Source organism: Streptomyces sp. NPDC059743 (assembly GCF_042732975.1).
GTDB lineage: Bacteria > Actinomycetota > Actinomycetes > Streptomycetales > Streptomycetaceae > Streptomyces.
Genome location: NZ_JBHWGS010000008.1, coordinates 216,309 through 237,188 on the forward strand (window position 1 = coordinate 216,309; position 20,880 = coordinate 237,188).

At 68.7% G+C, this 20,880-nt stretch carries 20 protein-coding genes; 12 read left to right on the top strand and 8 right to left on the bottom strand.

Annotated features, from left to right (window positions below):
• The coding region (locus tag ACFV6H_RS17060) for an FG-GAP repeat domain-containing protein (protein ID WP_385542367.1) at positions 1-206 on the top strand (206 nt) is incomplete at its 5' end.
• Positions 207-347: 141 nt separating this feature from the next.
• Here the strand turns inward: ACFV6H_RS17060 and ACFV6H_RS17065 are convergent.
• From ACFV6H_RS17065 to ACFV6H_RS17080, 4 genes are all read right to left on the bottom strand, one after another.
• A complete protein-coding gene (locus tag ACFV6H_RS17065; RefSeq protein ID WP_385542369.1) occupies positions 348-1,103 on the bottom strand; it encodes a dienelactone hydrolase family protein in 756 nt (251 codons plus the stop codon).
• A 167-nt stretch (positions 1,104-1,270) separates the two neighbouring features.
• Positions 1,271-2,038 carry an SDR family NAD(P)-dependent oxidoreductase gene (locus ACFV6H_RS17070; RefSeq protein WP_385542371.1) on the bottom strand — a complete coding sequence of 256 codons (768 nt, stop codon included), beginning with the start codon at positions 2,036-2,038 and terminating at the stop codon, positions 1,271-1,273.
• Between the two features lie 51 nt (positions 2,039-2,089).
• Positions 2,090-3,841: a hypothetical protein gene (locus ACFV6H_RS17075; protein ID WP_385542373.1), complete on the bottom strand. Its 1,752-nt coding sequence runs from the start codon at positions 3,839-3,841 to the stop codon at positions 2,090-2,092.
• Positions 3,838-5,679 (bottom strand): flavin-containing monooxygenase, encoded by a 1,842-nt coding sequence (locus ACFV6H_RS17080; RefSeq protein ID WP_385542375.1) that lies wholly within the window; start codon positions 5,677-5,679, stop codon positions 3,838-3,840. The genes ACFV6H_RS17075 and ACFV6H_RS17080 overlap by 4 nt, the downstream gene beginning before the upstream one ends.
• A gap of 155 nt (positions 5,680-5,834) precedes the next feature.
• Between ACFV6H_RS17080 and ACFV6H_RS17085 the strand changes: the two genes are divergently transcribed.
• Positions 5,835-6,416, top strand: coding sequence for a TetR/AcrR family transcriptional regulator (locus ACFV6H_RS17085; RefSeq protein WP_385542575.1), 582 nt, complete (start codon positions 5,835-5,837; stop codon positions 6,414-6,416).
• A 49-nt stretch (positions 6,417-6,465) separates the two neighbouring features.
• On the opposite strand, the gene ACFV6H_RS17090 is transcribed toward ACFV6H_RS17085, so the two are convergent.
• A complete protein-coding gene (locus tag ACFV6H_RS17090; RefSeq protein WP_385542377.1) occupies positions 6,466-7,182 on the bottom strand; it encodes a response regulator transcription factor in 717 nt (238 codons plus the stop codon).
• A 175-nt stretch (positions 7,183-7,357) separates the two neighbouring features.
• Between ACFV6H_RS17090 and ACFV6H_RS17095 the strand changes: the two genes are divergently transcribed.
• The 8 genes from ACFV6H_RS17095 to ACFV6H_RS17130 all read left to right on the top strand — a co-directional run bounded on the left by ACFV6H_RS17095 (position 7,358) and on the right by ACFV6H_RS17130 (position 15,409).
• The gene (locus tag ACFV6H_RS17095) at positions 7,358-8,845 is read left to right on the top strand and encodes an MFS transporter (RefSeq protein ID WP_384978135.1); all 1,488 of its coding nucleotides are present in this window, start codon (positions 7,358-7,360) and stop codon (positions 8,843-8,845) included.
• 320 nt (positions 8,846-9,165) lie between these two features.
• Positions 9,166-10,407, top strand: a complete 1,242-nt coding sequence (locus ACFV6H_RS17100) for a cytochrome P450 (RefSeq protein ID WP_385542380.1) — start codon at positions 9,166-9,168, stop codon at positions 10,405-10,407.
• A 29-nt stretch (positions 10,408-10,436) separates the two neighbouring features.
• Positions 10,437-10,634: a ferredoxin gene (locus ACFV6H_RS17105; protein ID WP_384785817.1), complete on the top strand. Its 198-nt coding sequence runs from the start codon at positions 10,437-10,439 to the stop codon at positions 10,632-10,634.
• Entirely contained in the window at positions 10,631-11,827 is a 1,197-nt protein-coding gene (locus ACFV6H_RS17110) for an NAD(P)/FAD-dependent oxidoreductase (RefSeq protein ID WP_385542382.1), read from the top strand. The genes ACFV6H_RS17105 and ACFV6H_RS17110 overlap by 4 nt, the downstream gene beginning before the upstream one ends.
• A gap of 121 nt (positions 11,828-11,948) precedes the next feature.
• A complete protein-coding gene (locus ACFV6H_RS17115) occupies positions 11,949-12,788 on the top strand; it encodes an SDR family oxidoreductase (protein WP_385542384.1) in 840 nt (279 codons plus the stop codon).
• Between the two features lie 184 nt (positions 12,789-12,972).
• Positions 12,973-14,148 carry a histidine kinase gene (locus ACFV6H_RS17120; protein WP_385542386.1) on the top strand — a complete coding sequence of 392 codons (1,176 nt, stop codon included), beginning with the start codon at positions 12,973-12,975 and terminating at the stop codon, positions 14,146-14,148.
• A complete protein-coding gene (locus ACFV6H_RS17125) occupies positions 14,136-14,801 on the top strand; it encodes a LuxR C-terminal-related transcriptional regulator (RefSeq protein WP_385542388.1) in 666 nt (221 codons plus the stop codon). Before ACFV6H_RS17120 ends, ACFV6H_RS17125 begins: the two co-directional genes overlap by 13 nt.
• 89 nt (positions 14,802-14,890) lie before the next feature.
• Positions 14,891-15,409 (top strand): MarR family winged helix-turn-helix transcriptional regulator, encoded by a 519-nt coding sequence (locus ACFV6H_RS17130; protein WP_384978152.1) that lies wholly within the window; start codon positions 14,891-14,893, stop codon positions 15,407-15,409.
• On the opposite strand, the gene ACFV6H_RS17135 is transcribed toward ACFV6H_RS17130, so the two are convergent.
• From ACFV6H_RS17135 to ACFV6H_RS17145, 3 genes are all read right to left on the bottom strand, one after another.
• Positions 15,369-15,911 (bottom strand): HPP family protein, encoded by a 543-nt coding sequence (locus ACFV6H_RS17135; protein ID WP_385542390.1) that lies wholly within the window; start codon positions 15,909-15,911, stop codon positions 15,369-15,371. The two genes, ACFV6H_RS17130 and ACFV6H_RS17135, sit on opposite strands and share 41 nt — an antisense overlap.
• A gap of 51 nt (positions 15,912-15,962) precedes the next feature.
• Positions 15,963-17,426, bottom strand: coding sequence for a dihydrolipoyl dehydrogenase family protein (locus ACFV6H_RS17140; protein ID WP_385542392.1), 1,464 nt, complete (start codon positions 17,424-17,426; stop codon positions 15,963-15,965).
• Between the two features lie 189 nt (positions 17,427-17,615).
• Positions 17,616-18,959 (bottom strand): lysine N(6)-hydroxylase/L-ornithine N(5)-oxygenase family protein, encoded by a 1,344-nt coding sequence (locus tag ACFV6H_RS17145; RefSeq protein WP_385542394.1) that lies wholly within the window; start codon positions 18,957-18,959, stop codon positions 17,616-17,618.
• Positions 18,960-19,036: 77 nt separating this feature from the next.
• Between ACFV6H_RS17145 and ACFV6H_RS17150 the strand changes: the two genes are divergently transcribed.
• Together ACFV6H_RS17150 and argB are read left to right on the top strand one after the other, a co-directional pair.
• Positions 19,037-19,984 carry a methionyl-tRNA formyltransferase gene (locus tag ACFV6H_RS17150; RefSeq protein WP_385542396.1) on the top strand — a complete coding sequence of 316 codons (948 nt, stop codon included), beginning with the start codon at positions 19,037-19,039 and terminating at the stop codon, positions 19,982-19,984.
• Positions 19,981-20,862, top strand: a complete 882-nt coding sequence (gene argB, locus ACFV6H_RS17155) for an acetylglutamate kinase (RefSeq protein WP_385542398.1) — start codon at positions 19,981-19,983, stop codon at positions 20,860-20,862. Before ACFV6H_RS17150 ends, argB begins: the two co-directional genes overlap by 4 nt.
• The last annotated feature ends 18 nt before the right edge of the window (positions 20,863-20,880 follow it).

Sequence of the window (20,880 nt, forward strand, 5' to 3'; positions counted from 1 at the left end):
GGCGTGGGTATTCCGGCCAGGCACCGGTGAAGATCGGTAACGGTTGGGGTGGCTACACCTACTTCGGGCTGGCCGACTGGGACAGCGACGGACATCCCGACATCGTCACCAAGAACAACGGGACGAACGATCTGTGGCTCTACCCCGGTGACGGCCGGCGTGGCTACTCCAGTCAGACACCGGTGAAGATCGGCAACGGCTGGTAGACACTCCGTCGCACCATGCCCTCGTAGACGGGTAGACGGGTAGACGGCCCTGGTGGGCCGGAGCCGGCGCAGCCGGCTCCGGTCCACCCTCGGCTGTAGCGAGCGATGGCCGTACTTACGGGCGTTTGGCCGGGCGGCGGATCAGAGGGCGCGGGCCAGCAGGTCCAGCAGGGCCTTCCAGTGGCGTTCCGTCGCTTCGGCGTCGTACATGGCGGTGTCGGCCTGGGTGAAGCCGTGGCGGGCGCCGGCGTAGACCTCGGTGTGGTGGGCGACGCCAGCGGCGGTGAGGGCGTCTTCGAGGCGGTTGATCTGCTCGGGCGGCAGCGTGGCGTCCTGGTCGGCATGGCCGAAGTAGAGCTCGGCGGTGATGCGGTCGGCGAGGAGATGAGGACTGTCCGGTGCTTCGGTCGCCAGATACGCGCCGTGGAAGCCGGCCACGGCGGCGACCCGGTCCGGATGCGTGCCGGCGGTGCGCAGGGCCAGGCCGGCGCCCATGCAGTAACCGGTGACGCCCGCCGGGCCGTCGGTGGTCAGCGGAGAGGCGGCCAGCCAGTCGAGATAGGCTCCGGCGTCCCGCACGGCCGCCTCGGGCGTGAGCGTCTCCGCGGCCGGGCGGAGGCTCTTGAAGATCTCCGGACGCTCGGCCGGGTTGATGAACTCGGGCAGCTCCACCACGGGAGCCCGTCCGTGGCGGTAGAAGACATTGGGTACGAGGACGGTGTAGCCGGCCGAGGCGAGACGGTCCGCCATCTTCTTCAAGTGCGGGCGCAGCCCGAAGGCGTCCATGTAGAACAGGACGGCCGGGTGCGGCGTGCCGTCGTCGGGATGGGCCAGATAGGCGTCGGCGGTTCCATCCTGGGTGGGGATGTCGACGGTCGATCCATGCACGGCGATCATGCGTTGGCTCTTTTCGTTGCGTGTGGTGGGAGTGGCGCCCAGTGGCCGCGTTTTCGGCCGGTTCAGCCAGTCCGGCCGGTTCAGCCAGTCCGGCCGGTTCAGCCAGTCCGGCCGGTTCAGCCGGTCCGGCCGGTTCGACCGGACAGGGCCTGGGCGCGCGAGGCCGGTCAGACGGCGGCCCAGCCGTCATCGACGGGCAGGATGGCGCCGTTGATGAAGGCCGCGGCGTCCGAGGCGAGGAAGAGGATGGCGGCGGCCTGCTCCTCGGCGCTGCCGATCCGGCCGATGTTGTTGCCTACGAACTGTCCGATTGTCGCAGGGCCGTGGGCTCCCGGCCCTGCGTCGACCTTGATGTTCGTCGCGGTGGGCCCGGGCGCGATGGCGTTGGCGCGGATTCCCTGCTTCCGGTACATCACCGCGAGGTTTTTGACGAGGCCTATGACACCGTGCTTCGAGGCGGTGTACGCGGCACCGGCCGCGCTGCCACGGAGACCGGCTTCGGAGGCGGTGAAGACGATGGAACCGTGCCCTGCCGCCAGCATGTGCGGCAAGGCCGCGCGCGTCAGCAGGAACGGCGCCGTCAGATTGACGCGGAGTGTGCGCTGCCACTCGGCGTCGTCGGTCTCGCCGACGGCCGACATACGGTCCATGATGCCGGCGTTGTTCACCAGGACATGTACACCGCCGAAGGCCTCGACGGCCCTGCCCACGACCTCGTCCACCACCTGCTGCTCGCTGAGATCACCGGTGACGGCCAAGGCGGTGCCCTTCGCCCGCTCGATCTCCTCGACGGTCGTGGCGGCGCCCTCCTGATCGAGGTCGGCGACGAGGACCTTCGCGCCTTCCTCCGCGAATCTGAGGGCGGCGGCCCGCCCGATACCCGACGCCGCGCCGGTGACGATGACACTGCGTCCCGCCAGATCGGTGCTGATCACGGTGTGCTCCTTCCCGGCTCGCTGACGAGCCTGGCTTGCTGACGAGCGAGGTTACGGTCGGCCTCGGCCGGATTCCTGAGCCGTCGACCGGTGAAGCGAGGCGCCCACCGCACGGACCGTCGGCGGTTCGCCGGCGATGGTGCCCTGAGCCCGCGTTGGCGACAGCCGCAGTACGGTGCCCTCGCCGTCGGCCGAGAGCAGGAGGGAGCCGTCGGGCGAGACGGCGAGGCCGGCGAATCGGCCGGGTGAGCCGGGCATGCCATGGGCGAAGAGGGCCGGTTCGGCGCGCAGCGTGACGCCGGGCGGCGCTCCGACCGCCAGGCCCTCGGCATCGATCCTGCTCTCGCCGGTGGTGAGGGAGATGGCCCGCAGCCTGCGCGGCCCGGTCTCCACCGTGAACAGTTCGTCCCCGAGGACGGCCAGTCCCTGCGGCGCGCCGAGACCCTCCGCGACGGCCGTCGTCTCCCCGTTGTCGATCCGGAGTACCACGCCGGTCCGGTCGTCACTGACGTAGCAGCGCCGCTCGGCGTCGAAGGCCACGTCCACAGGGTGTTCGAGTCCGTCGGCCAGTACGGTGACGGTGTCGTTCTCGTCGATGGCCAGGACCCGGCCCGCGCCCGCCTCCGCGACGACGAGCCGGCCGTCGGGGCCCACGGTGATTCCCATGGGCCGGCTCAGTCCGCTCGCCCGTACCCGCGTCGTCCCGTGCTCGGGATCGTAGGTCCGGACCTCGCCGTACTGCGAGGTGAGGTGCAGGAGCCCGCCCTCGGCGGTGATCCCGTGAACGAACGGCATCAGGGCGTGTGTTGTCACATCGCCCACACTGCTCCGGTCGCCCACACCGCTCCCGTCGCCCTTCACCGGGCTCTCGGGGCCTGCCACACGGTAGTGGTCGGCCGCGTAGACCGTGCCCGCGAAGTCGACCGTCACACCGAAGGGACCGTCGAGTCCGCGAGGAACGATCTCCCGGATCCGTCCGTCGGGATGCATCTCCGTGACACCGCCACTCGCGAAGCTGGAGACGAACATACGGTTCTCCGCGTCGAACGCCGCGTTGTCCAGGCCCACGACACCGCTGGTGACGACCGAACGGGAGCCGGTTCCGTGCAGGTCGATACGGGTGACGACGCCGGCCGCACCGCGCGACAGGACGGTCAGGACGCCACCGCGGTCGAAGCGCACGGCGACCGGCTCGTGCACGTCCTCCGCGACGAGTTCCGGCGTACCACCGTCAGGGTGCAGACGCCAGACCTGATTGCTGATCATGTGCGGGTAGTACAGACAGCCGTCCGGGCCGAGCTGCATCGCGTTGCCCAGCGCCAGTCCCTCGGTCAGCACCACCGGATCGCGGCCGTCCGGGAACAACTCCATCAGCCGGCCGTTCATCTTCATCTCGTTGACGAAGAGCCGGTCACCGACGCAGGTGATGCCGTTGGGCACCTTCACCTGATCGGACACAAGGCTGTACTCGCCGTGAGGACTGCGCCGCCACACCCTGCCCGGTACCAGATCGGCGATATACATCGAGCCGTCCGCCCCGAAGGCGAGGTCGTCGGGCGACTGGACAGGACCGTCCATCGGCACCGCCACCTCGACGTCACCGTCGGCCAGGTCCACGGCGCTGATCTGCCCGGCGAGGAACTGTGCCACGTACAGACGCCCGTCGGGCCCGAACGCGACACCGTTCGAACCCCACAGCCGGTTCGGCGGGTTGAGCCGCTTCACCTGCCAGCGGGTGCTCGCGGCCCGCCGGTGGCCGGTCCCGTCGTATCGGCTGGGAGATATCGTCTCCGGCTCCGTCACCTTCGTGTCCCGTCCCACTCGGCCTTTACGAGGACGTCCTTCATGCCGCCGTCCGCGCGCCAGCGCTTCAGCAGGGCATGGAACGCGACGGGCCCGTCTCCATAGGACTGGCCGCGCTCCCTGGGCATGCCTTCGTTGTTGTAGTAGCCCGGCGTGCACTCGGCCTGGAACTTGTAGAGATCGGCGGTCTTCTCGCGGATCGTGGCCACCCAGTTCGCCTCCGCCTCGCCGGAAGGCTCCACATAAAGGGCCTGCCTCTTGCGTGCCTGGGCGACGACCTCGGCGACATGGCTCGCCTGCTCGTCGAGGACATGGGCGAAGTTGACGGCACTGGCGTTCTGCAGCGGACCGAGCTGGAAGAGATTGGGGAAGCCGTGGCTGTAGAACCCGTGCAGTGTCTTCGGACCGTCCTGCCATGCCTCGGCCAGGGTGACGCTGCCTCTGCCGTACACCGGCAGGAGCCCGGAGAGGATGCCCGAGACGCCGACCTCGAAGCCGGTCGCGAAGATGAGGCAGTCGACCTCGTACGCGATCCCGCCGACCACGACGGCGTCCTCGGTGATGCGTTCCACGCCGTGGCTGTCGGCGGTGTCGACCAGAGTGACGTTCGGCCGGTTGAACGTCTGAAGGTAGGTGTCGCTGAATGTGGGCCGCTTGCACATGTAGCGGTACCACGGCTTGAGCGTCTCGGCCGCCGCCGGATCCGTGACGACGGCGTCGACCCGGGCGCGTATCTCGTTCATCTTCTGGAAGTCGGCCATTTCATAGGCCTGTTCCCACTCGTCCGGCGGCACGTCCGCGTAGCTGTCGCTCGGGATGAGTTTCTGTTGCAGCCGGGCGCTGCTGGTCCAGCCGTCGTCCACCAGATCCTTGTCCACCTGGCCACCGGTGACGAGCGTGAGGAAGTTCTCCATACGGCGCCGCTGCCAGCCGGGAGTCAGCGAAGCGGCCCAGCCGTCGTCCGTAGGGCGGTTGCCGCGTGTGTCGACCGAGGAGGGCGTGCGCTGGAACACATACAACTGCTGGGCGTCGGCGCCGAGATGAGGCACACACTGGATGGCGGTCGCGCCGGTGCCGATCAGTGCGACGCGTTTGTCGGCGAGCCGGTGCAGATTCCCGTCGGCGTCACCGCCGGTGTACGCGAAGTCCCAGCGGCTGGTGTGGAACGTATGTCCCTTGAAGGTCTCGATACCGGGAATGCCCGGGAGTTTCGCCTGGCTGAGCGTGCCGCTGGCCACCACCACATAGCGTGCCCGCATCCGGTCGCCGCGGTCGGTGCTGACGATCCATTCCGACGCGTGCTCGTCCCAGCGTAATTCGGTCGCCTGAGTCTGGAAGCAGGCGTCGCGGTACAGATCGAAGGTCCGGCCGATGGCCTGCGCGTGCTGCCGTATCTCTTCGCCGGGCGCGTACTTCCACTTCGGGATGTAGCCGACCTCTTCGAGCAGCGGCATATAGATGTACGACTCGATGTCGCAGTGGATGCCCGGATACCGGTTCCAGTACCAGGTCCCGCCGAAGTCTCCGCCCTTCTCGATCACCCGGACCGAGTCCACGCCCGCCTGGCGCAGACGCGCACCGGCGAGCAGCCCGCCGAGTCCGCCGCCGACGATGACGGCCTCGACCCGGTCGTGCAACGGGTCGCGGGAGAACGACGGATCGGCGTGCGGATCGTCGGCGTAATAGCCGAACTGCCCGGCCGTGCGCTGGTATTGCCCGCTGCCCTCGGGCCGGATCCTGCGGTCCCGCTCGGCGCGGTAGCGGGCTCGCAGTGCCTCGGGATCGAAGCCGAAGTCCTCAGGGCCGGTGGGGCTGGGCGAGGTGTGGGGGGAGGACATACGTGTCCTGTTCCTCTCTGTAGACCGTGTGGTGGTGAGCCACAGGAGCATGCTCGTCACAGGAGCGAGCGCCCTCGTAGCCTCACAAAATTCTGCGCATCACGCAAGATTGCCCAGTGGGCATGTTTGCAGTCCGGCGATATGCTCACCAGGTGATGTCCGTGGGACTGCGTGAACGGAAGAAGGCGGCGACCCGTCAGGCGCTCCATGACGCGGCCGTACGTCTGGCCCTGGAGCACGGAGTGGAGAACCTGACGGTCGAGGCGATCGCCGATGCGGCTTTCGTCTCCCGGCGCACCTTCTCCAACTACTTCTCCAGCAAGGAACAGGCGCTGCTCCACCGCGATCGGACACACGTGGCGCGGCTGGTCGAACTCGTCCGCGCCCGTCCCGAGCGGGAATCACCTCTGGAGGCGCTGACCGCTGCCGCTGAGCAGTTGAGCGGCGAATGGCCCGAGAGTGCCGCCGATGAGCAACGCTACCGAACGCTGCGCCTGCATCCCGCACTGCTCGGCGAGTTGGTGACCACCTACGCCGCGATCGAACGAGATCTGGCCACTGCCGTGGAGCAGCGCTTCCGCGCCGGACCGGATGCCGGTGTGCAAGCCCGGGCTCTCGCCGCGGCCTATCTGGCAGTGCTGCGTGTCGTCGGCCAAGCGGCTCTTGAACAGCCCGACCGGAGCGCCGTGGACCTCCTTCGTCTGACCACTCCTCTGACCTGGCAGAGCCTCCGCTGAGAGACCCAGCAGTCACGCCGTAGGACGTCCAGTCACGTCGTAGGGCGTCTCAGTGGCTGGGACAGCCAAGCCAGTATCCGAAACCGCGGCGGGTGTGGATCAGTGCGGACTCTTCCTGATCGACCTTGCACCTCAGACGGGAGACAAGCTTCTCGATCGCCTGGTTGGCACGGAACTCGCCCCAGACATGCCGGCTGATCTGCTCCTTCGAGAGCACATGCTCCGCGTTGGCCAGCAGATGGCGCAGCAGCCGGTACTCGGCGGGAGTGAGGCCGAGCGGTCTGAGTCCACGCCGCGCCCGGCATGTGGCGTCGTCCAGGACCAGCTCGCCGTAGCGTGCGGTCCCTTCGCGCCGCTCAGGACTCGGGCCACGCAGCAGGGCTTGGGTCCTGGCAAGGACTTCGGCGATCCGGACGGGCTTGACGACATAGTCCTCGGTCCCGGGGGACAGCTCGGGAGCGAGACGGTGAAGGGAGTCACACGTGGTCAGGAAGAGCAGCGGCGGACGGTCCGCGGGCGCCACGCGGCGGCCCCGGACGAACCGCTCCAGGTCCGGCAGCGTGGTGTCCCAGATCACCAGGTCGAAACGGTGCTGTGCGAGCCGCACCATTCCCTCGGTGCCGGTGTCCGCCGTCGCGACCCGATAGCCCGCCAACTCCAGTGTGGTGCCGAGCAGTTCGGTGACGCCGGGATCGTCGGCGACGACCAGTACGTGCTGCCTGTCGCCGCAGGGCGGCGCGAGCTTCTCGCTGAGGCTCTTGTACATGCGGCAACGATAGCAAATACTTGCCTGACTCAAGCAAGGTCTCTGCTCCCGACCCTCATGGCTTGGTCATGGATTTGCAAAATTGCTTAAGTCAATCAATTGACTTATGGTTGCCTGAGTCAAGCACATCCGTACAGCACATCCGTACAACCGACCACCCTGACGGGGGCTCCGCATGTCCGACACCCTTTCCCGATCCGCCGATGCCGGGAGCTCCGCCCCGCCGAGGGCCAACGCCGTAGTAGCAGTGCTGGCCCTGGCCGGAATCGTCGTCTCGCTGATGCAGACGCTGGTGATTCCGATCGTCCCCGAACTGCCCAAGTACCTTGACGCCTCTGCCGCGAACGCCGCTTGGGCGGTCACTGCCACCCTGCTCGCCGCCGCAGTGGCCACGCCGGTCGCCGGGCGTCTCGGCGACATGTACGGCAAGCGCCGCATGCTGCTGGTCAGCCTTGCCCTGCTGGTGTCCGGTTCGGTCGTCTGCGCACTGAGCGAGTCCCTGGTACCGATGATCGTCGGGCGGGCGCTGCAAGGCCTGGCGGCGGCCGTCGTGCCGCTCGGCATCAGCATCATGCGCGATGAGCTGCCCATCGAGAGGCTCGCGGGATCGACCGCGCTGATGAGCGCCTCGCTCGGGGTGGGCGGTGCCCTCGGGCTGCCCTCCGCCGCCTTCATCGCCGACAATTTCGACTGGCACGTCCTGTTCTGGACCTCGGCCGTCCTCGGTGTCGTCGCCGCCGTACTCGTCATGACGATCGTGCCCGAGTCCAAGGTGCGCACCGGTGGACGCTTCGACCTGGTCGGCTCCCTCGGTATGGCGGCCGGTCTGGTGTCCCTGCTGCTGGGCATCTCCAAGGGCGGCGACTGGGGCTGGACCAGCGGCACCACACTCGGCCTGTTCGCCTTCGCGGTCATGGTCCTGCTGGTATGGGGCGTCTTCGAACTGCGCACCGCACAGCCGCTGGTGGACCTGCGTACCACCGCGCGCCGTCAGGTGCTCTTCACCAACCTCGCCTCGGTCGCGTTCGGCTTCTCGATGTTCGCCATGTCCCTGGTCCTTCCGCAGCTCCTTCAGCTTCCCGAGGCCACCGGCTACGGTCTGGGCAGGTCGATGCTGACCGTCGGTCTGGTCCTGGCCCCGCAGGGCCTGGTGATGATGGCCATGGCGCCTCTGTCCGCAGCCATCTCCAGGACCAAGGGCCCGAAGACCACGTTGATGGTCGGCGCCGTCATCGTTGCCGTCGGCTACAGCCTCAACATCGTGCTGATGTCCGAGGTCTGGCACCTCATCCTGGTCTCCTGCGTCATCGGTGCCGGTGTCGGCTTCGCCTACGGAGCCATGCCCGCGCTGATCATGGGCGCTGTGCCCGCGTCGGAGACGGCCGCCGCCAACAGCCTCAACACGCTGATGCGGTCCATCGGCACATCGATCGCCAGCGCGATCGCCGGTGTCGTTCTCGCCCAGATGACCACCACCTTCGGCACCACCGCCCTGCCCGCCGAGAACGGCTTCAAGGTGGTCATGGCCATCGGCGCCGGTGCCGCCGCCCTCGCCTTCTGCCTCGCCGCCTTCCTCCCGCGTCAGCGCCCCGGCGTCCTGACGGCAGTGCCGATGGCCTCCGGACAGGCCGAGCCGGCGGAGACCGCCGCGGTCAAGTCGTAGAGGCGACGCGCTCGGTGTTCACCATGGACGTTTATGCCCGGGCGTCATTACTTACGGCGATATTCAGCCCGGTGGCCGAAATCGGAAAGGACTTTCACATGAGGGCCCGATTCGGCATCAGGCCGGGAATGCGAATTCCGGGCGGAGGGTGGAGGTGATGTACGTCACGTCCGGCAGATGTCAGGGAACTGACCGGAACGTGTCAGTCGGCTCCGCTTTCCTATGTGTAGTCGAACTCGAACTTGAACTCTTCGACCACTGTTTCTCCGGAACTCCGGCCTTCATTCCGGCCGAAGCCCCCACACCACCGAGGAGACGCCATGACCGAAATCCTTTCCTGCCCCATGGGCGGCACGGCCGAGCCGCTGCCCGAATATCCGCTGCCGCGGGCGGCGGAATGCCCGCTGGCCCCGGCTCCCGCCGTTCAGGAGTTGCGTGCGGAGAAATCCATCACGAAGGTGCGGATCTGGAACGGCAGCACTCCGTGGCTGGTGACCCGGCACGCCGACCAGCGGACGCTGCTGACCGATCCCCGAGTGAGCGACGACGACCTCGACCCCGGTTTCCCGTATGTGAATGCGCACCGGGCGGAAATCGCGCCGGTGACACCGCGGCTGATCACGAACACGGACGCGCCGGAGCACACGCGGTTGCGGCGGACGGTCAACGGTCCTTTCGTGGTCAAGCGGATCGAGAGGGTACGGCCGGCGATCCAGAAGATCGTCGACGATCTCATCGACACCATGCTGGACGGACCGAATCCGGCGGATCTTCTCACGGCATTCGCCCTGCCCGTGCCGTCGCTGGTGATAGCGGAGCTGCTCGGAGTGCCGTACAAGGACCATGACTTCTTCCAGCGCAGCAGCAGTCTGGTTCTGGACAGTGCGGTGTCGTCCGAGAAAGCCCGGGAGGTCAGCGGTGCGCTGTCCGCCTATCTGGACAAACTGCTCGGGGAGAAGATGGCCGATCCGGGCGAGGACGTGCTGTCGGAGATGGGCGGGCGCGTCAAGGCCGGGGAGATGACCCGGACCGAGGCCGTGCATATGGGCGTGGCCATGCTGATCGCGGGCCATGAGACGACGGCGACGATGATCAGTCTGGGCACGCTGGCACTGTTGCAGCATCCCGACCAGCTGGCGGTGCTGCGGGAGACCGAGGATCCGAAGCTGATCGCGAACGCGGTGGACGAGGTGCTGCGCTATCTGACGATCGTTCAGACGGGCGTACGCCGGGTCGCCAAGGCGGACATCGAGATCGGCGGCATCGTGATCCGGGCCGGAGAAGGAATCATCTTCGATCTGCACGCGGCGAACTGGGATCCGGAGGCGTTCCCGGAGGCCGAGCGGCTGGATGTGCGCCGGCCGGCACGTCAGCACCAGGCGTTCGGATACGGGCCGCATCAGTGCCTGGGACAGAACCTGGCCCGTCTGGAGCTCCAGGTCGTCTACGGCACGCTCTACCGCCGTATCCCCACCCTGCGGCAGGCCGCCGCGATCGAAGAGCTGGAATTCGACCACACCGGGACGACGTACGGCGTGCGCAGCCTGCCCGTGGCCTGGTGACCCCCCAAGCAATGACCGAGGTGACAACCATGCGTGTGGAACTGGACGAGCCGAAGTGTGTGGCGTCGGGGCAGTGTGTGATGGCCTCTCCCGAGGTCTTCGACCAGCGGGACGACGACGGCGTCGCGATCCTGCTGGACGAGAATCCCGGCGCCGAGCTGTATGACGGTGTGCGGGAGGCGGCGGCGGTGTGCCCGGCGGCGGCGATCCGGCTGGTGGAGAAGTGAGGCGGATCGTGGTCGTGGGCGCCTCGGCCGCCGGACTCGCGGCGGTCGAGACCCTGCGTCGCGAGGGCTACGACGGCACGCTCACCCTGGTCGGAGAGGAGCCGCACGCCCCGTACGACCGGCCGCCGCTGTCCAAGCAGATCCTGTCGGGGGAGTGGAGCGCGAAGCAGCTGCCGCTGCGTCCCTACGACGTACTCGACGGCCTCGGCCTGGATCTGCGGCTGGGAGTGGCGGCGACCGGGCTGGACACGGCGGACCGTACGGTGCGTCTGGCGGACGGGTCGCGGATGGCGTACGACGGGCTGATAGTGGCCACCGGCGTGCGCCCTCGGCGGCTGCCCGGCGAGGGCGCGCACGTACTGCGCACTCTGGACGACGCGCTGGCGCTGCGGGACCGGCTGGGACCGGGACGGCGGCTGGTCGTGGTCGGTGCCGGATTCCTGGGAGCGGAGGCGGCGGCGGTCGCCCGGAAGCTGGGCGCCAGGGTGACGCTGATCGAACCGGCCCCGGTGCCGCTCGCCCAGGCGGTCGGCCACGCGGTCGGACAGGTGCTGTCACAGGCGCACGTGGAGCATGGAGTGGATCTGCGCACCGGAGTGTCGGTGGAGGCGGTGACCGAGGGCGGTGTGCTGCTGGACGGCGGTGAACTTGTCGAGGCCGACGAGATCCTGGTGGCCGTCGGATCGCTGCCGAACACCGACTGGCTGGCGGACAGCGGGCTGACGGTGCGGGACGGGCTGGTGTGCGACGAGTACTGCGCCGCCGCCCAGGATGTGTACGGAGCGGGCGATGTGGCCCGTTGGCACAATCCGCTGTTCGGAGTGTCGATGCGGATCGAGCACCGTACCAACGCGGCCGAGCAGGGCATGGCCGCCGCCCGCAATCTCCTCCACCCGGGCGCGCGCAAGCCGTTCGCGCCGGTGCCGTACTTCTGGTCCGACCAGTACGACATGAAGATCCAGGCGTACGGCTATCTGCGCGGCCACGACGAAGTGGCCGTTGTGGACGGAGACCTCGCCGAACGCCGTTTCGTGGCCGCCTACCGCACCGGCGACCGGGTGACCGGAGCCCTCGCGGTCGGTATGCCGCCCAAGGCGATCCGGCTGTGGCGTCAGACCGTCGCGGCGCGCGCCACCTGGCACGAGGCCGTACCGACGAGGACGTCGGCCGCCACTGCGACTGAAGTCGCCTGAAACCGCCCGCCGTTCACCGGCTCGGCTCGGCCTGGCCCGGCCAGTTCGGCCTGGTTCGGCCGGCCTTGCTCGGCCCGGCTTCCGGATTTCTGGAGCCCACTCGACAACAAGGAGGTTGTTCATGCAGGACCGTACACACTGCGCGCGTGATGTGGTGGTGGTCACCGGGGCCGGCGGCATGGGATCGGCGGTCGCCCGGCGGCTGGGCAGCGGGCGGAGAGTGATCCTCGCCGATGCCTCGCCCGGGCAACTCGACCGGACCGTCGACGCGATGAGCGCCGAAGGCTATGCGGTACGAGGCGTGCTGACGGATGTGTCCGACCGCGCGTCGGTCGAGAAGCTCGCGGAGACGGCTGTCGGCGAGGGCCGGCTGACCGCCGTGGTGCACACCGCGGGCGTCGCCGCCGCGACCTCGTCGGCGCGGAAGATCTTCGAGGTCGATCTGCTCGGCACGGTCCATGTGATCGAGGCGTTCGAGCAGGTGGCCGTCCGTGGCACCTCGCTGGTCTGCGTGTCCAGCATGGCCGGTCACTACGCGTCGCTGAGCAGGGAGGACGAAGCGGCCCTGGCCACGGCTCCCGCCGAGGAGCTGCTCGCACTGGGCGCGGTCACCGCCGTCGGCGACGACCCGACGGCCGCGTACATCGTGGCCAAGCGTGCCAACCATGTACGTGTGCAGGCCGCGGCGCTCGCCTGGAACCTGCGCGGCGCCCGGGTGAACACCGTCAGCCCAGGCGTCATCTCCACCGCGATGTCGAAGGCGGAGGCCGATGCGGACTCCGACGGGCACATGCTCAAGATGGTCGAGGCGTGCGGTGCCGGGCGCATGGGAACACCGGGCGAGATCGCCGACGCCGTGGCGTTCCTCACCGGCCCGCAGTCGCTCTACATCACCGGCACCGACCTGCTTGTCGACGGCGGTCAGGCCGGATGGATCCACTGGCACATGAAGCACGAGTGACACCGGCGCGGCGGCCGTTGTGGTGTAGCGGGCTACACCACGGGTTCGGGAGCACACTCCCTCGTTGCGGCGAGCGGGAGACGGGATCGTTGACGGCAGTTGGTCATATCCCCGTCGTGGAAGGAAGGCCTTGAGAAGGCGGACGACACGCGTAGCCCGTACCGGCTCACCTAGCCTGGTCGCCATGGGGAAAACGGTGCGGCAGGCGGCGCGGGCCACGGTCCAGCTGGTCAGGGCTGCGGTTCTGGCTCTCGGCTCGTGCCTCTTTGTCACCGTGCTGCTGATCACGCTCGCCGCCACGGCGACGGTGGTGGGCGCCGGAGTGCTGCCCGAGACGGTGCGGCTGGTGCGCCAGATTGCCGGGGCCAAGCGCCGCCAGGTGGCGCTCTGGACGGGCAGGGAGATTCCGGAGGCGTATCAGCCTCTGACCGGCCCGCCGCGTGAGCGGCTGCGCACCGCGGTCCGCGACCCGGGCACCCTCACCGATCTGCGCTGGATGGCCGCCTACTACGCCTACGGCTGCCTCGCCTGTCTGGTGCTGCCGCTGTGGCCGGTGGGCCTGGTCGTCGACGGAGTGTGGTGTGGACTGATGGGCCGCGAGGCGGTCGTCCTCCCGCTGATCAGCCGTGTCGCCGACCTCGACGCCCGGTGGTCCCGTTCCCTGCTCAAGCCGTCACCGAAGGCGCGGCTCGCCGAGCGCGTCGAGGAGCTGACCGAGACCCGGGCGGGAGCGGTCGCCGCGCACGGCGCCGAGCTGCGCCGTATCGAGCGTGACCTGCACGACGGTACGCAGGCGCGGCTGGTGTCGCTGTCCATGCGGATCGGGCTGGCGAAACGGGCGTACGACCGTGATCCCGAAGCCGTGCGCAGACTCCTGGACGATGCCCAGGACCAGGCCGAGGAGGCGCTGACCGAGCTGCGGCATGTCGTCCGGGGCATCCATCCGCCGATCCTCACCGACCGTGGGCTCGTGGGAGCGGTGCGGGCGCTGGCGGCGAGCAGCGGGCTCGATGTGACCGTGCTCGTGGACGGTCTGGAAGGCGGTACGAAGAGCGGTGCGGAGGGCGGGCCGCGGGCTCCGGCGGCGGTCGAGGCGGCCGTCTACTTCGTGGTGGCCGAGGCGCTGACGAACGCCGCCAAACACAGCGGATCCCCGCGGGCGTCGGTCCAGCTGGAGCGCGTCAGCACCGGGATCCGGGCCGTCGTATGGGACGAGGGCCTGGGCGGTGCGGACGAGACGGGCGGCTCCGGGCTGCTGGGGATACGCCGCAGGATCGCGGCGCTGGATGGCATCGTGACCATGACCAGTCCCGTCGGAGGACCGACCATGATCGCTGTGGAGCTGCCGTGCGTGTGGTGATCGCCGAGGACAACGCGCTGCTCAGGGAGGGCCTGGTCCTGCTGCTGAGCTCGGCCGGGCATGAGGTGGCGGCCGTCGTCGGCAGCGGTCCCGAGATCCTGCCCGCGCTGCTGACCCACCGTCCCGACGCCGCCGTGCTCGATGTCCGGATGCCGCCCGGCTTCCGCGACGAGGGCCTGCGTGCGGCGCTCGCGGCACGCAAGGAGATCCCCGGGCTGCCCGTGCTGGTGCTCTCGCAGTACGTCGAGGAGTCGTACGCCGCCGAGCTGCTGAGCGGCGGCGCGAGCGGTGTCGGCTATCTGCTCAAGGACCGCGTGGGCCGGGTGGACGAGTTCCTGGACGCGCTGGAGCGAGTGGCGGCCGGCGGTACGGCCCTCGATCCCGAGGTGGTGACCGAGCTGCTGACCCGGCGCCGTGACTCGCCTCTGGACTCGCTCACGCCGCGCGAGCGCGAGGTCCTGAAGCTGATGGCCGAGGGCCACGACAACACCACCATCGGCAAGGCCCTCGTCATCACGGAACGCTCGGTCAGCAAGCACATCGGCAATGTCTTTCTGAAGCTGCGGCTGCCGCCCAGCGACAGCGGACATCGCAGAGTGCTGGCCGTGCTGGCGTATCTGAACAGACCGCAGTCGGCCGACGGCGGGCACTGAGCTCTTCCGGCCCGGGGCTCTTCCACCCCAGGGCTCTTCCGCTCCAGGCTTCTTGCTTGAGTCAGGCAACTATCTGTTACAATGGCGGTATGCCGAAGCCCGCACCAGCACCCGTCTCATCAGCGCATGTGAATGAGATCGCGAGAGCGCTCGATCGCATCTCATATCTGACCAGTCGGGCTCGTCAGCACGAACGCCTCATGGCTCTGGCCGGAGTGGAGCTGGACCGTGCCGCCTCGGCCCTTCTGCAGCGGATCGCCGAGAGCGAACCGCTGCGGCTGGGGGAGCTGGCGGCCCGGATGTCGGTGGAGGCGTCACATGTCACCCGCCAGGTGCAGCAGATGGAGAAGGCCGGCTATGTGACCCGTGTCCCGGACCCGGACGACCGCCGTGCGCAGCGCATCGGGCTCACGGCGGCTGGTCAGCGAGCGGTCGACCGTATCCGCGAGGCAAGCCGCCGAGGCATGGAAATGGCCCTGGCGGACTGGTCGCCCGAGGAATTGGAGCAGCTTGCCACGCTCTTCCACCGGATGGTCGACGACTTCGTGGCCCGCGCCGATGTGGATGTCACCCTTCCGCCCGACCGCCCGGCTTCGCCCGGCGCATGATGCCCTGCGCCCGCTTCATCGAGGGCCGCACATGCGACAGCAGGGCGGCTGCGGCGATCAGCAGGGCGAGGCCGGTGAGCATGCCGTACAGCGGCGGTCCCGGGCGGGCGATTCCCGAGGTGATGAGCAGGGCGGTGGCGGCGGCCGGCGGATGGTGGGCGTTGAGGAGGACGAGCAGGAAGAGCGTCAGTCCCACCGCCAGGGCCTCGGCGCCGATCTGGTGCCAGCTGTCGGTCCGCTGCCCGACGGTGGACGGATACGGCCACAGGCCGAAGGCCGCCAGACAGAGCAGTCCGCTGGCGGTGGCACAGGTATGTCCGAGGACGGAGCTGCGCACCTGGGCGGCCTCCGTGTGCGGGTGCGCGAGCAGGATGTACGCCGTAGGGCCCAGCGTTGTGGTGAGCAGCACCCATCCCACCGCCTGGCCGATGGCGCCCACGATCACGAGTGCGGTGGCGGACAGGAGGAACAGCCGGGCTCCGGTTCGCAGTCGCGCGGGCACGCGGGTTTCCACCGTCCGCCGTCGCGTTTCCACCGTCCGCTGTCGCGCGGCTCAGTCCCGCTGGGAGTCCCGGTAGGCCTTCATCAGATTCAGCCAGACCTCGCTGATCGAAGGGAAGCAGGGCACGGCGTGCCAGAGCCGTTCGACAGGGACCTGGCCCGCGACGGCGACGGTGGCGGAGTGGAGGAGCTCGCTGACGCCCGGACCGGCGAAGGTCACACCGAGCAGATGGCCTCGGTCGAGGTCGACCACCATACGGGCCCGGCCCTGGTAGCCGTCGGCGTACAGGTTCGCTCCGGGCACCTCGCTGAGGTCGACGTCGACCACCTGTGCACGGTGCCCGGCCCGCTCGGCCTGGGCGGCCGAGAGACCGACCGCGGCGGCCTCCGGATCGGAGAAGAAGACCTGCGGAACTGCGTGCCAGTCGGCGGTGGTGGCATGGGCGCCCCAGGGCGTGGTGTCCAGCGGCTGTCCGGTGGCGCGGGCGCCGATGACATCGCCGGCGATCCGTGCCTGGTACTTGCCCTGATGCGTGAGCAGGGCGTGATGGTTGACATCGCCCATCGCGTACAGCCAGCCGGCCTCGACGGCCCGCACCTGGCAGGTCTCGTCGGTCTCCAGCCAGGATCCGGGAGCCAGGCCCACCGTATCCAGGCCGATGTCGTCGGTGCGCGGGCTCCTGCCGGTGGCGAACAGCACCTCGTCGGCCTCCAGTTCACCGCCGTCGTCCAGCGTCAGAGTGACCGGTCCGGTGCCGCCCGGACGGCTCAGCCGGGTGACGGAGACATGGACACGTACGTCCACTCCCGCTTCCTTGAGCCCGTTGGCGACCACCTCACCGGCGAAGGGCTCCATCCTGGGCAGCAGGCCTGAGCCACGGGCCAGCAAGGTGACCGCGGAGCCGAGGCCCTGCCAGGCGCTGGCCATCTCCACACCGACACCGCCGGCGCCGACGACGGCGAGCCGCTCGGGCACCGTGCTGGAGTCGGTGGCCTCGCGATTGGTCCAGGGCCGGGCCTCGGTGATACCGGGCAGATCGGGCAGTACGGCGTCGCTGCCGGTGGCCACGGCCACGGCGTGCCGGGCGGCCAGTACCACCGGCGCGCCGTCGGAGGGAGTGACGGTGACGCGGCGCGGCCCGTCCAGCCGGCCGTGGCCGCGCACCAGCTCGGCGCCGAGGCCTGCCAGCCGGTCGGCCTGTCCGCCGTCGTCCCAGCTGTTCACATAACGGTTGCGGCGGGCGAACACACCTGTCGAGTCGAGCGGACCGGTGACCGCCTCCCGCGCGCCGTCGACACGACGGGTGTCGGCGACGGCGACGACCGGCCGCAGCAGCGCCTTGCTGGGAATGCACGCCCAGTAGGAACACTCACCGCCGACCAGTTCCTTCTCCACCACCGCGACGCTCAGTCCGGCGGCGCGGACCCGTTCGGCGGCGATCTGGCCGACAGGGCCCGCGCCGATGACGATGACGTCATATGTGTTCTCGGCCGGGACTCCTGCTGTTTCGCTCATGAACCGCTCCCATCCTTGGCGTCTTCCGCTGCGGGGCCGCGCCCGCCATCGGATCACACGGTGCGAGGGAGTGGCCGTGCACGACATGCCAGGAGGGAGGAAGACCACCGCGAAGGACTCGGTAGGACGTCCTCGGTACGACGCCCTCGGTGCGACGCCATCCGTGTGCGTCAGCGTCCTCGGCGTCCGTCAGCGCGCGTCGACCGAGGCCGGGAAGCTCCTTGTACGGCGCTCCGTCAGCAGGGCGTCGCGTATCTCGCCCGCCCGTACCGCCGTGTTGGACAGCAAGGTCGAGGTGATTCCATGAGTGTGTTCGGTGCCGCCCTGGAGGTAGACGCCCGCCGTCACATTCGGCGCCGTCACAACGCGGTGGTTCCGGTCGACCAGGAGCGCGTCCTCCTCGTCGCGCAGACAGAGCTTGCCGATCCCGCCGAGGCGCTCGCCGAGCTCCTGTGGCCGGTAGCCCGTGGCATGGATCAGGATGTCGGCGGCGAGCACCTCCCGCTCACCGGTCGGCAGATACTCCACGGTGACATCGAGTCCGTCGTCGTGTGCCTCGACCTCGCGGATACGGGAGACGTTCAGCATGCGCAGCCGCTCTCTGCCCTGCACCTTCTCCTGGTACATGGTCCGGGACAGGGACTCGATCAGCTCCATGTCCACCACGGAGTAGTTGGTGGAGCGGTGGTAGTCGAAGAGCGACTGCTTCACTCCGCGCGGCGCGTTGTAGTAGATGTCGACGGCCTCGGGATCGAAGATCCGGTTGGCCATGGGACTGTCGTCGGCCGGCGTGTAGCCGTACTTGGCGAAGACCGAACAGACCTCCGCGTCAGGGAAGTTGCGGTGCAGATAGTCGACCGCCTCCGCCGCGCTCTGCCCGGCGCCGAGCACCACGGCCCGCTGTACGGGAGTGTGCTCGCCGGTCAACTGAGCCACTCTGGGGATCAGTTCGCTGTTGTGCCAGATACGGTCCGAGAGGACGGTCTCCGGCGGCAGATGGGGCTCCATACCGGTGGCGACCACGACATTGCGGGCCCGGCGCACGATCAGCCGCTCGGGATCGGCCGGATCGCGGGCGGCGATGTCCAGCCAGCGTACCTCGCCCTCGACCGTCACCGGCTCCACCGAGACGACCTCCGAGCCGTAGGCCACCAGAGCGCCGACCCGGGCCGCGGCCCACTCGAAGTAGTCGTGGAACTCGATGCGCAGTGGGAACAGTGTCTTCTGGTTGAGGAAGTCCACCAGTCTGCCGCAGTCGCTCAGATACGACAGGAAGCTGAAGTCGCTCGTCGGATCCCGCATCGTGACCAGGTCCTTGAGGAAGGAGACCTGCATCGTGGCGTCGTCGATGAGCATGCCCCGGTGCCAGCCGAAACGAGGTTGCTTCTCCAGGAATCCGGCACTTATCCGTTCACTGTCCGGAACGTGTGCGTTGTGCTCCTGGACTGCTATCGCGAGAGCCAGGTTCGACGGCCCGAAGCCGATGCCCAGTACGTCATGGATGAAGTCCGGCCCGCTCTGCAGTGGGTTCACCGCGTCATCGCCTCCCTAAGTGACTACATATTAGGTAAGGTAAGGCTAACCTTGCAATGTTTGAGGAAGGATTCACCATGCGGGTCGTCATGTTCGGCTACCAAACCTGGGGTCACCGGACGCTCCAAGCGTTGCTGGACTCCGAGCACGAAGTGGTCCTGGTCGTGACCCACCCGAAGAGCGATCACGTCTACGAGAAGATCTGGGACGACTCGGTGGCCGAACTGGCCGAGAAGCATGGTGTACCGGTACTTCTGCGCAACAGGCCCGACGACGAGGACCTGCTGCGCAGACTGCGCGAGGCGGCGCCCGACATCATCGTGGCGAACAACTGGCGTACCTGGCTGCCTCCGGAGATCTTCGGCCTGCCTCCGCACGGCACGCTCAATGTCCACGATTCGCTGCTGCCGGCCTATGCCGGTTTCTCTCCGCTGATCTGGGCGCTGATCAACGGTGAGCAGGAGGTCGGTGTCACCGCTCACCGCATGGACGCCGAACTCGACGCCGGTGACATCGTGTTCCAGCGGTCCGTGCAGGTCGGAGCCACCGACACCGCCACGGACCTGTTCCACAGGACGGTCGACCTCATCGGTCCGATCGTGACGGACTCCCTCGACGCCATCGCTTCCGGCACCGCGCAGTGGGTCCCGCAGGACCGCTCCCGGGCCAGCTTCTTCCACAAGCGCTCCATCGAGGACAGCCGGATCGACTGGTCCTGGCCCGCCGAGGATCTGGAGCGGCTGGTCCGCGCCCAGTCGGACCCGTATCCCAACGCCTTCACCCACCATCGCGGCCGGCGTATACGGATCGTCTCGGCGGCGGTCTCGCAGGCCCGTTACGGTGGCACTCCGGGCCGGATCTTCATCCGCGAGGACGACGGTGTGGTCATCGTCGCCGGTCCCGACGCGCGTACGGGCCGGAGCAACGGCCTTGTCATCAAGCGCCTGCGGACCGAGGACGGCACCGAGCACGCCGCCACGGAGTACTTCCGCACGATGGGCGGCTACTTGACCGCCCGCCCGTGAACGCGTCTCCCACTCGGACGGCGGTGGAACGGCTGCGCGGCCGGACCGTCGTCGTCAAGTTCGGTGGCAGCGCGATGGTGGACGAGGAACTGACGCGTGCCTTCGCCGATGACGTGGTGAAGCTGATGCGCGCCGGTGTACGGACCGTCGTCGTACATGGCGGCGGGCCTCAGATCAGTGCCCAGCTCGGCCGTCTCGGGATCGGTTCACGGTTCGCGGCCGGGCTCCGTGTGACCACTCCGGAGACGATGGACGTCGTACGGATGGTGCTCGCGGGCAAGGTGCAGCGCCAACTCGTCGGTCTGCTCAACGAGCACGGACCGTACGCGGTCGGCCTCACCGGCGAGGACGCGCACACTCTTGTCGCCGAGCGGCGGTACGGCGAAGTGGGCGGCGAGGCCGTCGACATCGGCCTGGTCGGGGACATCACCAAGGTCGACACCACGCTCGTACGGATGCTGCTGGACCACGGCCATATCCCTGTCGTCTCGCCGGTCGCCCGTGGTGAGGCCGGCGAGATCTACAACATCAACGCCGATACGGCCGCGAGCGCGATCGCGGCTGCCCTGGAGGCCGAGACACTGGTGGTCCTCACCGATGTTCCCGGCCTGTACGCGCGCTGGCCGGAGAGCGACCGAGTCGTGGAGCGGCTCACCGCCGGGGACTTGGACCTGCTGCTGCCAGGGCTGGACGGAGGCATGCGGCCGAAGATGGAGGCGTGCGGGCGCGCCGTACGGGCCGGAGTCCGTGCGGCGCGTGTTCTCGACGGCAGAGTCGCCCATGCCCTGCTGACCGGTCTGCTCCATCCGGAGCGCGGCGGCACGACGGTCCTTCCTGACGCGGCGGTTCTTCCTGCGAGCACCGTGCCATGGTCCTGATCCATGTTGGCGTCGGGC

Coding starts and splice junctions, on each gene's coding strand:
- ACFV6H_RS17120 (WP_385542386.1), top strand. CDS start 12,973: ATGGGGAAAACGGTGCGGCAGGCGGCGCGGGCCACGGTCCAGCTGGTC.
- ACFV6H_RS17100 (WP_385542380.1), top strand. CDS start 9,166: ATGACCGAAATCCTTTCCTGCCCCATGGGCGGCACGGCCGAGCCGCTG.
- ACFV6H_RS17105 (WP_384785817.1), top strand. CDS start 10,437: ATGCGTGTGGAACTGGACGAGCCGAAGTGTGTGGCGTCGGGGCAGTGT.
- ACFV6H_RS17130 (WP_384978152.1), top strand. CDS start 14,891: ATGCCGAAGCCCGCACCAGCACCCGTCTCATCAGCGCATGTGAATGAG.
- ACFV6H_RS17095 (WP_384978135.1), top strand. CDS start 7,358: ATGTCCGACACCCTTTCCCGATCCGCCGATGCCGGGAGCTCCGCCCCG.
- ACFV6H_RS17115 (WP_385542384.1), top strand. CDS start 11,949: ATGCAGGACCGTACACACTGCGCGCGTGATGTGGTGGTGGTCACCGGG.
- ACFV6H_RS17080 (WP_385542375.1), bottom strand. CDS start 5,679: ATGTCCTCCCCCCACACCTCGCCCAGCCCCACCGGCCCTGAGGACTTC.
- ACFV6H_RS17150 (WP_385542396.1), top strand. CDS start 19,037: ATGCGGGTCGTCATGTTCGGCTACCAAACCTGGGGTCACCGGACGCTC.
- ACFV6H_RS17090 (WP_385542377.1), bottom strand. CDS start 7,182: ATGTACAAGAGCCTCAGCGAGAAGCTCGCGCCGCCCTGCGGCGACAGG.
- ACFV6H_RS17085 (WP_385542575.1), top strand. CDS start 5,835: ATGTCCGTGGGACTGCGTGAACGGAAGAAGGCGGCGACCCGTCAGGCG.
- ACFV6H_RS17140 (WP_385542392.1), bottom strand. CDS start 17,426: ATGAGCGAAACAGCAGGAGTCCCGGCCGAGAACACATATGACGTCATC.
- ACFV6H_RS17065 (WP_385542369.1), bottom strand. CDS start 1,103: ATGATCGCCGTGCATGGATCGACCGTCGACATCCCCACCCAGGATGGA.